Genomic DNA, 14,019 nt, shown 5'->3' on the forward strand with positions numbered 1-14,019 from the left:
TGGCATACCGACTCTGGGAGGGGTTTCCATGCTCGAGCAACACGGTTTGTGGCTGGCACTGGGCTGTGCCGCCATCGCGATTCTCTACGGCGTGATCTCCGCCGGCTGGATCAACCGGCAACCTGCCGGCAACGCACGGATGCAGGAAATCGCAGGCGCGATCCAGGAAGGCGCCCGCGCGTATCTCAATCGACAGTATCTGACGATCTCCATCGTCGGCGTCGTGCTGTTCGTGCTGATCGGCGTGTTCCTGGGCTGGGCGACCGGCATCGGTTTCCTGCTCGGCGCGGTGCTGTCGGGCGCGGCGGGCTACATCGGCATGAACGTGTCGGTGAAGGCCAATGTGCGGACGGCCGAAGCCGCGCGCCGCGGCATCGGACCGGCGATGGACGTCGCGTTCCGCGGTGGTGCGATCACCGGCATGCTGGTCGTCGGTCTCGGCCTGCTCGGCGTGGCCGGGTACTGGATGGTGCTGCCGCACTTCGGCATCGCCGGCGAAGCCGCGTTGCACGCGCTGGTCGGCCTGGCCTTCGGCAGCTCACTGATCTCGATCTTCGCGCGTCTGGGCGGCGGCATCTTCACCAAGGGTGCTGACGTGGGCGCGGATCTCGTCGGCAAGGTCGAGGCCGGCATTCCCGAGGACGACCCGCGCAATCCTGCAGTGATCGCCGACAACGTCGGGGACAACGTCGGCGACTGCGCGGGCATGGCAGCCGATCTGTTCGAAACCTACGCGGTGACGGTGATCGCGACGATGCTGCTCGGCTTCCTGATGGCGCCGACCGTCGGTGCGAACGGCGTGCTGTATCCGCTGGTGCTCGGCGGCGCGTCGATCCTGGCGTCGATCGTCGGCACGTTCTTCGTCAAGGTGCAGGCGGGCGGCTCGATCATGGGCGCGCTGTACAAGGGCGTGATCGTCTCGGGCGTCATCGCCGCGGCGCTGTTCTGGCCGATCACCACGCAGCTGATGGCCGACAACACGCACGGCGCGACCAACCTCTATCTGTGCGCGCTGATCGGACTGGTGCTGACCGGCGCGATCGTCTGGATCACCGAGTACTACACCGGCACGCAGTACGCACCGGTGCAGCACATCGCGCAGGCGTCGACGACCGGGCACGGCACCAACATCATCGCGGGCCTCGGCGTGTCGATGAAGTCGACGGCGATGCCGGTGATCGCGGTGTGCTTCGCGATCTGGGCGTGTTTCTCGTTCGCGGGCCTGTACGGCATCGCGATCGCGGCGACGGCGATGCTGTCGATGGCCGGCATGATCGTCGCGCTCGACGCCTACGGGCCGATCACCGACAACGCCGGCGGCATTGCAGAGATGGCGGAGCTGCCGCCGGAAGTCCGTGATGTCACCGATCCGCTGGACGCAGTGGGCAACACGACCAAGGCGGTGACCAAGGGCTATGCGATCGGCTCGGCGGCGCTCGCGGCGCTGGTGCTGTTCGCCGATTTCACCCACAACCTGGAAGCGAAGTATCCGGGCACCGAGTTCCGCTTCGACCTCGCGGATCCGGCGGTGATCATCGGCCTCTTCATCGGCGGCCTGATTCCGTATCTGTTCGGCGCGATGGCGATGGAGGCGGTGGGTCGTGCGGCAGGCGCGGTGGTCGAAGAAGTCCGTCGCCAGTTCCGCGAGATCCCCGGCATCATGGCCGGCACCGCGAAACCCGACTACTCGCGCGCGGTCGACATGCTGACGAAATCAGCGATCAAGGAAATGATCGTGCCCTCGCTGCTGCCGGTGCTGGTGCCGGTGGTGGTCGCGCTCGGCATGAACGCGCTGATGGGACCGGGCGCCGGCATCCGGGCGCTCGGCGGCCTGCTGATCGGCACGATCGTCACCGGCCTGTTCGTCGCGATCTCGATGACCACCGGCGGCGGCGCCTGGGACAACGCGAAGAAGTACATCGAGGATGGCCACCACGGCGGTAAGGGCAGCGAAGCCCACAAGGCCGCGGTGACCGGCGATACCGTCGGCGATCCCTACAAGGACACCGCGGGGCCGGCGATCAATCCGCTGATCAAGATCATCAATATCGTGGCGCTGCTGCTGGTGCCGCTGCTCTAGTCGACACCGGACCCGCTCGTTCCCTCGCGTTTTTCTTCGTCCGGAATCTGATGGGTGCCGTCCGTCAGCTCAAGACTCGGACTGGAATCGTCATTCCTGCGAAGGCGGGAATCCAAGGACTTTCATGGTGTCCGCCCGCACGTCCATGGACTCCCGCCTTCGCGGGAGTGACGGGGCAGCGTTCTCTTCGTCCCCGCTCCTTCCGGAACCTGATCGCTGTCGTGGCTTCGCTGACACCTGATACCTGATACCTAACATCGGACATCGGACATCGGAATCGTCATTCCCGCGAAGGCGGGAATCCAAGGACTTTCATGGTGTCCGCCCGCACGTCCATGGACTCCTGCCTTCGCAGGAGTGACGGGCGCAGCATTCTCTTCGTCCCCGCTCCTTCGGGAACCTGAGCGGTGTCGTGGCTTCGCTGACACCTGACATCGGGCAACGGACATCGGACACGGACACGGACACGGACATCGGAATCGTCATTCCCGCGAAGGCGGGAATCCAGGGACTTTCATCATGTCCGCGCGCACGCCCTTGGACGCCTGTTTTCGCGGCGGTGAATGGATGACCGGATCAGTGACCGCGACCGGCAGCGAGGTGCGTGCGCGATGCGCGCGCAAGCAGCGGCAGCGCGTATCGCACCTCTAACGCTCGAACGTCCCACTCGCCATATCGAACCACGGCGTGCACAACACCTGCTGGTCGTCGGCATAGCCGAAGTCGGCCTGCCAGACCTGCACGTCGCCGCTGTCGTCGGACGAGAACAGACGCGCGTCGTCGGCGATGCCAACGCCGACGCACCATTGCACCTGCGCGGGCGTCGAGGCGAGCCAATTGGAGAAGCGAAAGGTGGCATCGACGCTCGCGCCTGGCTCGACACGGCGCGCAAGCGGCGTGGGCGGCACGGTCGGTGCAGGCGTCGGCAAGGCACTTGCGACATGCGAGAGGGTCGCGCGCGTGCCCGCATATTCGCGCAGTGCCGGCACACCGACAGCGCCGGACACCATGCGCTTCGTCAGCACCGCATGGCGATCGCCGCGGTCGAACACGACCAGCGGCACCGTGCCGGTGTTGCGGATCCGGTAGTCGACACGCACACCCTCGCCTTCGCGCGCGAACACTGCTTCCAGTGCGACACCTTCGGCATCGATGTGGGCGCGCGCGGAATCTCTGGGGGACATTGCAGACCTCGAGACAGGACTTGGGGACTCGCTGGACACCGCCGGTGCCGGCAGAACCGAGCAGTCGAGACACGCGGCTGCAACGGCACTGCGGAACGCAGCATGGTCCCGCAGATGTGAGGGTGGCGCGCTGACGACAGCGCGCGGATAGTCAGTCATCGGCACGGTGATCCCGGAAGCGTGTCACAACGCCCGATGCAGGCGCCGCCAAACAAAAGGGGCGGTGCACGCATGCACCGCCCTCACGTCATGGCCCAGGGTCAGAGCGCATAGCTCGGACGATCGGGCATTCCCAGCTCGCGCCGGATGCCGTTCTCGGTCAGATGGATCGGATTGTGGGTGATCGCGCCGCTGCCGTCGAAGTCATACGGCGTGGCACTGGTCTCCAGTCCCACGGCCTGGCGTTCTGCGTTGGGCACCTGGCCATTGTCAGGACCCGTGCCGCGATACGTGCCCTGCAGGAAGGTACCGTTGACGCCGTTGTAGGCATGCGACATCTCGTGGAACAGCACCACCGACGGTGCCGGGAACGCATCCATGTGGAAGGACGGGTTGTAGCTGATGGTCACGTCACCGCCAGCGCCCGGGCGGCCGTTGACGATGTCGGCGTCATTGCTGAAGGTCTGGGCGTAACCGTTGTCCTCGTTCGAGAGTTCCTGGATCGTCACGGTGTTGCCCTTGGCCTCGGCGGCCTTGTCGAACTCCGCCATCATCTGCTGGCCGTTCGGCGAGGCGCGCAGGAAATCCAGTTCGGACTGCATGCGCTGCACGAAGGCATCGGAGCCCTGCACGCGCACGCCGCGATCGCCGACGGTGTTATCGATCTCGACGTTGACGACGGTCGGGCGCGCGCCCGTCGCCGCGTTGACGATGTCGCTGGCTTCCGAATAGATCGTGGTCTGCGCGTTCGCGCCTTCGATCGTGTCGCTGCCTGCGCCGGCATAGACCGTCGTACGGCCATCGCCGACATTGACCACATCATCGCCACCGCCGGCGGAGAGGATGTCGAACGTGCCGCCGCCGTGGATCACATCGTTACCGCGGCCGCCTTCGATGTAGTTGGTACCGGTGCCGGCGTGGATGGTGTCGCTGCCGTCGCCGCCGTAGATCACGTTGACGCCGCTGCCGCCGAAGATCTCGTTGGTGCCGCCGGTTGTGTGGATGTCGTTGCGGCCGCTGCCGGTGGCGCGGATGGTGTCGTCGCCGTCGCCGCTGCTGATGCGGTTGTCGCCGTCGCCTTCGACATTGATGTCGTTGTTGCCGTCGCCGGCATCGACGACGACGTTAACCTGGACGTTCGGCGCGACCTGGATGGTGTCGTTGCCGGCGCCGGTGCGCAGGGTCAGTTCCTGCCCTTCGGCGAGGCGCACTTCGTAGCTTTCGCCGTTGACCGACACGTCCAGCGTGCCGTCGTCGCGCTGGCTCACGCCGACCTTGTCGTCGCCTGTGCCGGTGGTGAACACCACCTGGTCGCGGCTGATGTAGCCCTGCGCCTGGGTGCGCTCGCGGGTCACGTCGACCTGCGCATCGCTGTGCAACTTGTCGCTGACGACCGGCTTGCCGTCGGGCGTGCTGCCGGTGGTGCGCCCCGTGGAGTTGGTGCTGCCCCCATCGATACCGATCGCACCGTTGGGCGCGCGCTCGGGCGCTTCCCGCTTGGCGATGTCCGGACCGTCGTCCAGGCTCCCGATGTCGGCATGATCGTCGACGCCGCCGGCCGCCGGACCGTCATGCGTATGCGTATCGTTCGGGGCCAGCGGGTTCTGCCAGTAGCCCTGGGCGGCAGCGGCGTTCGGGGACAGCGAATCGAGCGTGGTCATCGGAACGGGCCTGCGTCAGCGAAAGTCGGGCCTCATATGTACGCTGGCGTATGGCCTGACCATACTGGGGCGTACCCTTGGTCCGGCCGGGCGTCCGCGGTTGCACCCGAAACCATCGCCCGACACCGGTTCTGCGCTGCAACATCCGTTGGTCGTAAAATGGGCGTTCTTATCGACCACTGGAAGTGCATCGCAATGGGCCTGGACTCCGTCCCCACCGGCAAGAACCCGCCGGACGAAATCAACGTCATCATCGAGATCCCGAAGGACGCCGAGCCGGTCAAGTACGAGGTCGACAAGGAAAGCGGCGCGATCTTCGTCGACCGCATCCTGTCCACGCCGATGCGCTATCCCTGCAACTACGGCTACGTGCCCAACACCGTCTGCGGTGACGGCGACCCGGCCGACGTGCTGGTGGTGCTGCCGCTGCCGCTGATCCCGGGTTCGGTGATCCGCTGCCGTCCGGTCGGCGTGCTGAAGATGACCGACGAGGCGGGCAGCGACGAAAAGATCCTTGCGGTGCCGGTCGACAAGGTGTTCGGCGGCTACGCGCATGTCGACGATCTCGACAAGGTCTCGGCCCATTGGCTCGAGCGCATCGGCCACTTCTTCGAGCACTACAAGGATCTCGAGAAGGGCAAGTGGGTGAAGATCAGCGGCTGGGGCAACGCGGCGGAAGCCAAGGCGCTGCTCAATGAGGCGATTGCGGCCTACGCGGCCGAGTAAGCGCCACGGCGGCGTCGCCGCCGTCACAGTTCGCGACACGCCGCCCGATACCGGGGCGGCGTGGTTGCTACTATCGTTGCGAGCCGACGCCACCGGGTGGGTGCCGCGGCGCTCAGGGGATTTCCATCGTGCGTATTCTGTTCGTGGGCGGCGAAGACAGCCTGCCGTCCGATCTCATCGCCCTCGTGGCCGACATGGATGACGGCTGGCAGGTCCAGCGCGCCATCGACGGCACCACCGCCACGGCTTTGATCGCCGACGCGCCGCAGGATGTCGTGGTGGTCGCGCCGACGCTGCCGGACATGCCGGTCGCCACGCTGCTCGGCCAGATCCGCACGCTGCGCCCTGAAACCTCGCGCATCGCCGTGTTCGGCGGTCAGCCGCCCGCGCGCGTGCTGTCGCTGGCCCACCGGTTCCTGCCGCTGCCCGTCGGCGAGGCGCAGCTGCTGGAAGCGATCGGCAGCCTCGAGGAACTGCGCGAGCTGCTCGACAATCCGGCCCTGCGCGAGCGCATCGGTCAGATCGAAAAACTGCCGTCGCCGCCGCAGACCTATCTGGCGCTGGCACACGCGCTGGAAGCCGACGACGACACCACGGCCAACGACATCGCGCAGCTGATTTCAGGGGATCCCGCGATCGCGGCCAAGGTCCTGCAGCTGTGCAACTCGGCGTATTTCTCCGCCGGCCGCACCATCACCGACCTGCGCTCGGCCGTGACCCGGCTCGGCATGGCGACGATGCGCGACCTGGTGCTGGCCAGCGAAGTCTTCGCGCATTCCGCGCGTGGTGATCTCGACCGGCCCGCAATGCAGCAGCGCGCACTGGTCGCCTCGCAGCTCGCCCGCCGCATGCTGCCCGAATCCAGCGCCGAGCTCGGCGCCACCGCCGCCCTGCTGGCCGACATCGGCCTGTTGCTGCCGGGCATCCGGGATGAGCGTGCCCCGGCCGACACCCAGCCTGCCGATGCGCCGGGCCATACCGAAGCCGGTGCCTATCTGCTGGGCCTGTGGGGCCTGCCGATGCCGATCATCGAGGCCGTCGCGTTCCAGCGCGATCCCGCGCGCGCCGGCACCCGCAGCTTCTGGGTCACCGGCGCGGTCCATGTCGCCACTGCACTCGCCGCCGGCGAACCCGTGCGCGAGGATTATCTGCAGCGCACCGGCGTACTCGACAAGCTCGACGGCTGGCGCGCACAGGCCGATCGCCTGCGCGGCGTCGAGGACACCCAGCCCGCCTGACGGCGGGCTCGACCAACGACCCTTTTGCAGTCGGCACTGTCCGCTTCACGGCGGCCGGTGCGCGTTGTCGTGTCCGCTTGATCGGGATGATGCGCGGGGCTTTTCTGGGCACCTGACTGCATGAAGCGGCCTCCAGAGATCTAAACGCCGGCCGCGCCAGACGCAGGTTTCCGACACGCGGATCCGGCGATGACGCGCACGCGTGCGCATTGATGGAACGTGCGCGAAACGTCTGGCCCGCGGTGCCATTTGTCCGCCTACCCTCATGCATCTGCAGGACCCGGCACAAAAAAAGGCGGGCCCGAAGGCCCGCCTTTCTGCATCACTGGATCACCGAAGCGATCAGAAGCGCTGCTGGTACTTCATGTACATGAAACGACCGATGTCAAAACTGCCCTGATAGGAGAAGCCGCTGTTCGGCTGGGTGTACATCAGCGGACCGACGCGATCAAAGACGTTGTTCACGCCTGCCGAAACAGTCGCGTTCCAAGGCGCGTTCCAGCGGACCTGCACGTCGTTGAACGTGTTGGAGCCGGTCTTGTTCTGCGCCTGCGCGATGCCGTCACGATCGATGTAGCCCAGCATGTTGCAGGTGTTGCTGTAGTAGCACTGCTCCTTGACGCCGGAGAAGTAACGGGCCGTCCAGCTGGCGCCGAAGTCACCGTTATCCCAGTTCAGGGTTGCGACCGAACGCGTGCGGAACGTGCCACCAAAACCGACCTGCGGACGCGGCGTGGTGTTGTCGGTGTTGTCGGACTTGATGTCGAAGTCGCTGTAGTACGTTGTCGCCCAGTTCACCCCGAAGTTGCCGACGCTGGTGGCAGGCAGCACGTAGTTGACCTCGAAGTCGTAACCCTCGACTTCCCAGTAACCCGCGTTGCGACCCAGACGGGTCAGATCGTCCACTGTGCCGGTTGCTTCGTCACGAGTGAAGAAGTCGCACTGCGACGCGATATCGTAGACATAGCAATCGGTCAGGATTCCCGACGCGCTGAACGCGGTCACGACGTTGTCAATGCGGGTCTTCCACCAGTCGAGCGACACGCCGAGTCCGTTGACGAACTGCGGGCTGTACACCAGACCAAGCGAACGGCTGACCGAACGCTCCGGCGTCAGGTCTGCGTTGGAACCGCTGAGGAAGGGCGTACCGGTCTGGCCACCATAGGCGAGCAGGCCGCCCTGTCCGGTCTGCTGGTAACCAACGTTGCCGTCTTCATCGTCCGCATAGGTGAAGCCCGCATAGCCCGCGATCGCAGCTGCACAGCGCTCATAGACCGCGGCATTGCTCGCTGCGGAACCGCTGACGGTGTCGCAGGGGTCCGTGTAGCGATCAAAGGTCTGACCAATGCCACCGTACAGGTCGGACACAGCCGGCGCGCGGAAACCTTCGGCCCAAGTACCGCGGACCAGCAGATCTTCGATCGGGCGCCAGCGGAAGCTCGCCTTGCTGTTGGTGGTGTCGCCGAAAACGTCGTAATCCGAGTAACGGCTGGCAACGTTAATCGCCAATTCCTGCGCGCCCGGCAGATCCGCCAGCAGCGGGATGTCGAGCTCAAGGTAAGCCTCGTTGACGCTGTAGCCGCCGCTGGTCTCCTGTGACGCGAGATTGGTCGAATTACCGGTCTGTGCGAACGCGTCGGGCGAGTAACGACCGCTCACGCGGCGGTTCTCCAAGCCGGTCGCGAAGCTGAGGTCGCCGGCCGGCAGGGTGGCCAGGGTGCCGCTGAAGTTCGCGAAGTAGTTGTGAGTCGTCGTCTCCGACGTCGCGTTTTCCATCAGGAAGAAACGGCGCTGGATATCCGGATTGGCCAACGAGTTCGGGCCTTCGCTCAGCACCGGGCTCCACGGGGTGCAGTTAGCCAGCGCGATCGGGCTGTCTGCCGTGCCGCACTGTACAACCCCATCAGCGTTGAGGAACGACGGACCGACCGCCTCACGCACGGCGAGCTTGTTGAAGTCGCCCTGTCCGCGGATCGTCGCATCGCCGCGGGTGAAGAGGTAGCCGGCATCCCAGTCGAAGAAGCGATCACCTGCCTCGAACGAGCCTTCGAGGGACGCGCCGAAACGATAGGTGTCGAGACGACGATCAGTCGTGCGTGGCACTTCGGTGCCACGACGACGGAAGTCGAGCACGTCACCGGTGGGATTGAAGTAGCTGTCGGCGCTCATCGGCGTCTGCACATCCACCGCACCGCTCTGCAGCGGATAACCCGCAACCTGCACGCTGGTCTCACGGCGGTTGAAGCTGGCGTCGGTCACGAGGCGGAGATTGTCCGTGAGATCGAAATCCGCACTCGTGAAGATCGACGTACGCTCCATGCCGGTTTTGAGCATCATCTGCTCAGCGGCATTGCTGGTGTCGCCGATGACGCCGCCGCCCGGATTGACCTGCGGCCGGTAGTCAGCCAGGTTGCTCGGATCACCGCCGTCACGCAGCACCAGCCATGCCGGCGCGTCTTCGCTGCGGTCCGGGTTGCGGATGTTGCCGATCGCACCCACGGTGGTGTAGTTCCAGCTCTCGTCCTGACCCGGGTCAGAGAAACGCGAGAAGGCACGGTCGCGTGCCCAGACCGGATCCTCCTTGTCGTACTGTGCGCCGAACACGATGGAGCTGCGCTCGCCCTGCGAACCAATGGTGAAGTCAAACGACTGCACTGCGCCGTCGCCCTGGCCGTACTGACCGTAGTAAGCATTGGCCTCCGCGCCGTCGAAGTTGCGGCGGGTGATCACGTTGATCACACCGGCAACCGCGTCGGAACCATACAACGACGAGGCACCGTCCTTCAGCACTTCAATGCGTTCGACCATCGACGACGGAATCGTCGCGAGATCCTGCAGGCCATCATTGTTGACGCCCAGGCGTCGGCCATTGAGCAGCACAAGCGTACGCTCGGGACCAAGGTTGCGCAGGTCGACGTAGGTACCGCCCGGGCTCTCGCCCGACGAAAGCGGGTTGGAACGGCTGAGCGCCGGGCTGCCCGTCGCAGCGATGTTCTGCAGGATGTCGCCGATGGACTGGAAACCCTGGTTCTCGATCTCGGTGCGCGAGATCGTCTGGATCGGCTGTGCGTTCTCGACGTCGACCTTGCGGATGCGCGAGCCGGTGACCTGGATGCGGTCGAGCGTGGTGGCACCAGTGGCGGTTGCCTGTTCCTGGGCGGACACGGCCGCCGGCACGAGGGCCGTCAACACTGCGATGGGCAGGAGCCCCTTCCGCAATGCGGGAGTGCGAAGATTCATCAAGTTCTCTCTCCAGAGTGTGTGTTGCGTTACTGACGCGTTAAAAACGCCTTCAGCACGGTACGACTGCACCCTCTGTTCATGCCTTGCGGGTGGCGGTTGGTGTCTGTGCCGAATGTGGCGCCACACACGAAAACGCCGCGATGCGGGAACTCCGTCATCGCGGCGCAACAGACTTCAGGGCTGGATCAGCTCAGCTCGCGCTGGCGGCAGCGGGTTTGACTGCATGTGCAGTGCGGTATCGGCTTGCCGGCATTCCATGATGGCTCTTGAACGCCCTCGCGAAGCTGCAGCAGTTATCGAAACCGGTTGCAGCGGCGACTTCACCGATCATCATCGACGTGGTCCGCAGCAGCAGTCCTGCGCGTTCCAGCCTCAAACGCACCGACAGTGCCTGCGGGCTTTCGTCATACAGCGCATGGAACGCCTTGGAGAAGTACCAGCTCGAGAAGCTGGTCAGGTCGGCGAGTTCACTGATCCGCACGACACGGTCGCTATGGCCTTCCAGATAGAGGCGCGCGCGCTGCATGCGGCCGAACACTTGGCGCTTGCGCGTACGCGAGCGACCCGGGCAGCGCCGCACGCGCGCAGCGAGATCCCGCTGCACCGCCGCCAGCTGGAGCAGCAGCGGCCGAATGGCGACGCCGTCATCGTCTGCGACCGAGGCCTCGCGCCACAGGCGCAGCAGCATCCGGAGTTCCTGGGACGGCAGACGACCGCGACCGGCGTACAGGCTGCCATCGTTGAGCGCCTGCAGGCTGTCGAGCGCACGGGCATCCAGCGCGACGCCGATGCAGACGCCACGCGGACCGGCCTGGATCAGCGGAGTCGATTCCTTCTCGAACGCCATCCAGTCGCCGCGGCGCATGCGGAAGCGACCCTCGCGGGATTCGATCCAGCCATCGCCACGCACCTGCACCCAGATATTGAAGACCGGTGCCGACATCTGGATGGCGCCGAGTCGCGCCGCCCCGACGCATTGCGCAGACGCATCGTCGATCGATTCGAATTGCAACACATGGCCACGGGCCGACCAGACGGGAGCTTGCATGCGCACACCATTTGCCTTCAGAGGCAGGTGTTATGCCGACCTGCTCGCCGGCTTGCCCGAAAGCGCGCCAAGACTTTGCCGAAATTGTTGCCCGGTACGACCCGAAGAAATTACGAAACCTTTTTTCTCAGTGACAACAACCACTTGGCGACGCTCTCCTGGTCGTTCTGTTTGAACGGCAACGGCATGAATCCGATATCCGTTCCATCCTCGGAAGCCACGGAGACCATCCAGTGGGTGCCCGCAGCGCTGAATCCGTTGGTCGCGCTTCGATGTCCGGTGGACAGGCAATGCACCGGATGAGGCTTGAGATCCACCGGCCCGACAGTAAAAAGCGACAGCCGCGAGCGGCACCCGGCGTCCCCGTCGAGATACGCCACGCGACCATCCGGCGACAACGACCACATGCGATAACGCCATCGACTCGGCAGCCGGTCACTGAGCTGGACAACCGCGGCTTCGGACAGATCCGCATCGGTCGCCCACAATCCGTTGCCATCGAAACGCGTGTACAGCACGCGTCCATGCGCCGCGTCGAAGCGCACCTGCGAGACGCCGTCGATGCGGCCGAGGACACGCCAGTCGTCACGCGCATAGGCGATCAGCGCGGTGCGCCCTTCGCCGTCCTCTTCGACGACCAGCACGCGTCCGTCGGGGCCGTAGACCGCCTGCATGGGGCGCTCGCCGGGAATCGCCACGCGTTCTGCATGCCCGGTCGCCGGCTCGATTTCCACGATCGACGGCGCGCCCTGCGCGTCCAGCACAGAGACGAGCAAGCGTCGGCTGTCCTGTGACCAGGTCGCGACCTGCCGCGTATCCGGTCGCACGCCGTCGATCGGCCGGAGCGATGCGGGGCGACGCAGATCGCCCCACCAGAGTTCGAAGCGTCCCGCGCGGTCGGAACTGAAGACCATCTGCTCGCCGTCGGGCGCGACCGAAGGCTGGGTATCGCGTCCGGATGAAGCAAACAGCGCTGCGCTTTCGCCGGTGGCCGGATCGACTCGATGCAGGCCGAAATGCGGACGCCGGTGCACGAAGGCGAGCATGCCGGTCTGCGCCGAGATCGCGGGCATCTGCGCATCCTCAATGCCCAGATCGGCGAACTCGCCGGTGTCCGCATCCAGGTGATACAGGCGCGACTCGTGATCGACGCGGATGCCGAAGACCACGCCCCGACTGTCGGGCGCCCAGCTCAGTCCGCGCATCTCGGCGCCGAGACGGGTCAGCTGTTCGGCTTCCCCACCCTCCACCGGGATCCGCCACACGTCGCCCATCTGCGGGTTGCGCAGGAAGGCGATCCAGCGTCCGTCAGGAGAGACCTTCGGGCCGAAGTCCAGATCGCCTGGGGCGGCCGGGTAATCGAGTTCGCGCCAGCGTCCGTCACTGGGGCTGAGGACACGCATGCGGCCGCCGTCTGCCGCGCCGGTCATGGTGCCGAACAGGAGACCGCTGCCATCGGGCAGCCAGTCGAAACTCAGCAGCTCGCTGTCGTCACAGCGCGCCACCTCACGTTCGTCGCCGGCGCCGGTCGCAGCAACCAGCAACACCCGGCAGCTGCCGTCGTCGCTGCGCCGGGAGAACGCGATCTCGCGTCCGTTCGGCGACCACGCAGGCAGGTCATCACGCTCACCCGGGCCGGGCCGGCTCAGCACGCGCGGCGCCGCGCTGGTGGTTGTCTGCACCAGGATCGCCGCACTGTCGCGGCCATCCTCGGCGGAAGGCGACGCGGAATAGGCCACCATCGACGCGTCCGGCGACAAGGTCGGGGACAGCTCGAAACCTGCGGAATTGGTGATCAGGCGATAAGGGCGGCCGGGGCCGGCCAGGACCTCCGCGCGGGCGCCAGACGCCGGCGAGGGCTCGGAGACCAGGAACATGCCCGTCGCGGTGCCCACCAGCAGCGCCAACGTGGCGATGCCGAGCAGCCAGCGTGCCTTCGGCCTGGTGTCAGCGCGGGCCGCTGGCGACCCGGTCACCCCGTCCGCCAGCGGGATCGCCAGGAACGCAGGATCAGTGACACGGGGCATGAAGGGCGCTTCGGGCGGATCCAGTGCTTCCACAGGCACCGTAAGGCGGTATCCGGTCTTCGCGATCGTCTCGATGTAGCGACGGCCTTCGGCGGCGCTCACGCTGCCGGCGCCGAACGCCTTGCGCAGCTGGGTCACGGCCTGCGTCAGCACATCGTCGCCCGGCATCGTATCGGGCCAGGCGCGCGCCAAGAGATCAGTGCGTGTCAGCACGCCCCCCTGCGCCTGGACGAGCAGACGCAGCACCGCAATCGCCTTCGGCGTTACGCGCGCAGCGTCTCGTGCATCGGGCATGTAGATCTCGCGCGTGGCGAAATCCACCGTGCCGGCACCTACCAGAAGCCGCATGGGCGCCTGGTCGTCAGCGGATTGGTTGGACAAGGACATCGGAGGGCCGAACTGACTCGGCGCACACGATAGCCAACGCAAACTGAACTCAGCACAAGAGCCCGGACCGATTGTGCAAAGTTCCTGACACATTCAGGACCATAGCCAGCCCGCCAGCGCCGCGAGAGTGCAAATGAGCCCGAAGACGCGCATTCTGCAGTCCGCTCCGTGATCACTCCAGGTGTTGGCAAAAGTCCAGCATCCAACACGTCTACCCGATCACGCGCTCAGTTCAGAGGCCGTAACTCGGTGCGAGGTCATCTCGA

At 65.8% G+C, this 14,019-nt stretch carries 8 protein-coding genes; 3 read left to right on the plus strand and 5 right to left on the minus strand.

Annotation, left to right across the window (positions count from 1 at the left end; genetic code table 11):
* Nucleotides 1–28 precede the first annotated feature (28 nt).
* Nucleotides 29–2,080: a sodium-translocating pyrophosphatase gene (locus AC3A5K_RS16130; RefSeq protein WP_487618574.1), complete on the plus strand. Its 2,052-nt coding sequence runs from the start codon at nt 29–31 to the stop codon at nt 2,078–2,080.
* Nucleotides 2,081–2,727: 647 nt separating this feature from the next.
* Here AC3A5K_RS16130 and AC3A5K_RS16135 read toward each other — a convergent pair.
* A complete protein-coding gene (locus AC3A5K_RS16135; RefSeq protein ID WP_487618575.1) occupies nt 2,728–3,264 on the minus strand; it encodes a hypothetical protein in 537 nt (178 codons plus the stop codon).
* A gap of 260 nt (nt 3,265–3,524) precedes the next feature.
* The gene (locus AC3A5K_RS16140) at nt 3,525–5,084 is read right to left on the minus strand and encodes a M91 family zinc metallopeptidase (RefSeq protein ID WP_487618576.1); all 1,560 of its coding nucleotides are present in this window, start codon (nt 5,082–5,084) and stop codon (nt 3,525–3,527) included.
* A gap of 195 nt (nt 5,085–5,279) precedes the next feature.
* Here AC3A5K_RS16140 and ppa point away from each other — a divergent pair, with 195 nt between their 5' ends.
* On the plus strand, nt 5,280–5,810 hold the full coding sequence (gene ppa / locus AC3A5K_RS16145; RefSeq protein WP_487618638.1) for an inorganic diphosphatase: 531 nt from the start codon (nt 5,280–5,282) through the stop codon (nt 5,808–5,810).
* A gap of 128 nt (nt 5,811–5,938) precedes the next feature.
* Entirely contained in the window at nt 5,939–7,048 is a 1,110-nt protein-coding gene (locus AC3A5K_RS16150) for an HDOD domain-containing protein (RefSeq protein ID WP_487618577.1), read from the plus strand.
* Nucleotides 7,049–7,390: 342 nt separating this feature from the next.
* On the opposite strand, the gene AC3A5K_RS16155 is transcribed toward AC3A5K_RS16150, so the two are convergent.
* The 3 genes from AC3A5K_RS16155 to AC3A5K_RS16165 all read right to left on the minus strand — a co-directional run bounded on the left by AC3A5K_RS16155 (nt 7,391) and on the right by AC3A5K_RS16165 (nt 13,714).
* Nucleotides 7,391–10,288: a TonB-dependent receptor plug domain-containing protein gene (locus AC3A5K_RS16155; protein ID WP_487618639.1), complete on the minus strand. Its 2,898-nt coding sequence runs from the start codon at nt 10,286–10,288 to the stop codon at nt 7,391–7,393.
* A gap of 193 nt (nt 10,289–10,481) precedes the next feature.
* A complete protein-coding gene (locus AC3A5K_RS16160) occupies nt 10,482–11,339 on the minus strand; it encodes a helix-turn-helix domain-containing protein (RefSeq protein WP_487618578.1) in 858 nt (285 codons plus the stop codon).
* 110 nt (nt 11,340–11,449) lie between these two features.
* Complete coding sequence (locus tag AC3A5K_RS16165) at nt 11,450–13,714, minus strand: winged helix-turn-helix domain-containing protein (RefSeq protein WP_487618579.1); 2,265 nt, start codon at nt 13,712–13,714, stop codon at nt 11,450–11,452.
* Nucleotides 13,715–14,019 lie beyond the last annotated feature (305 nt).

It is taken from the genome of Luteimonas sp. Soil_C_5, from assembly GCF_057656615.1.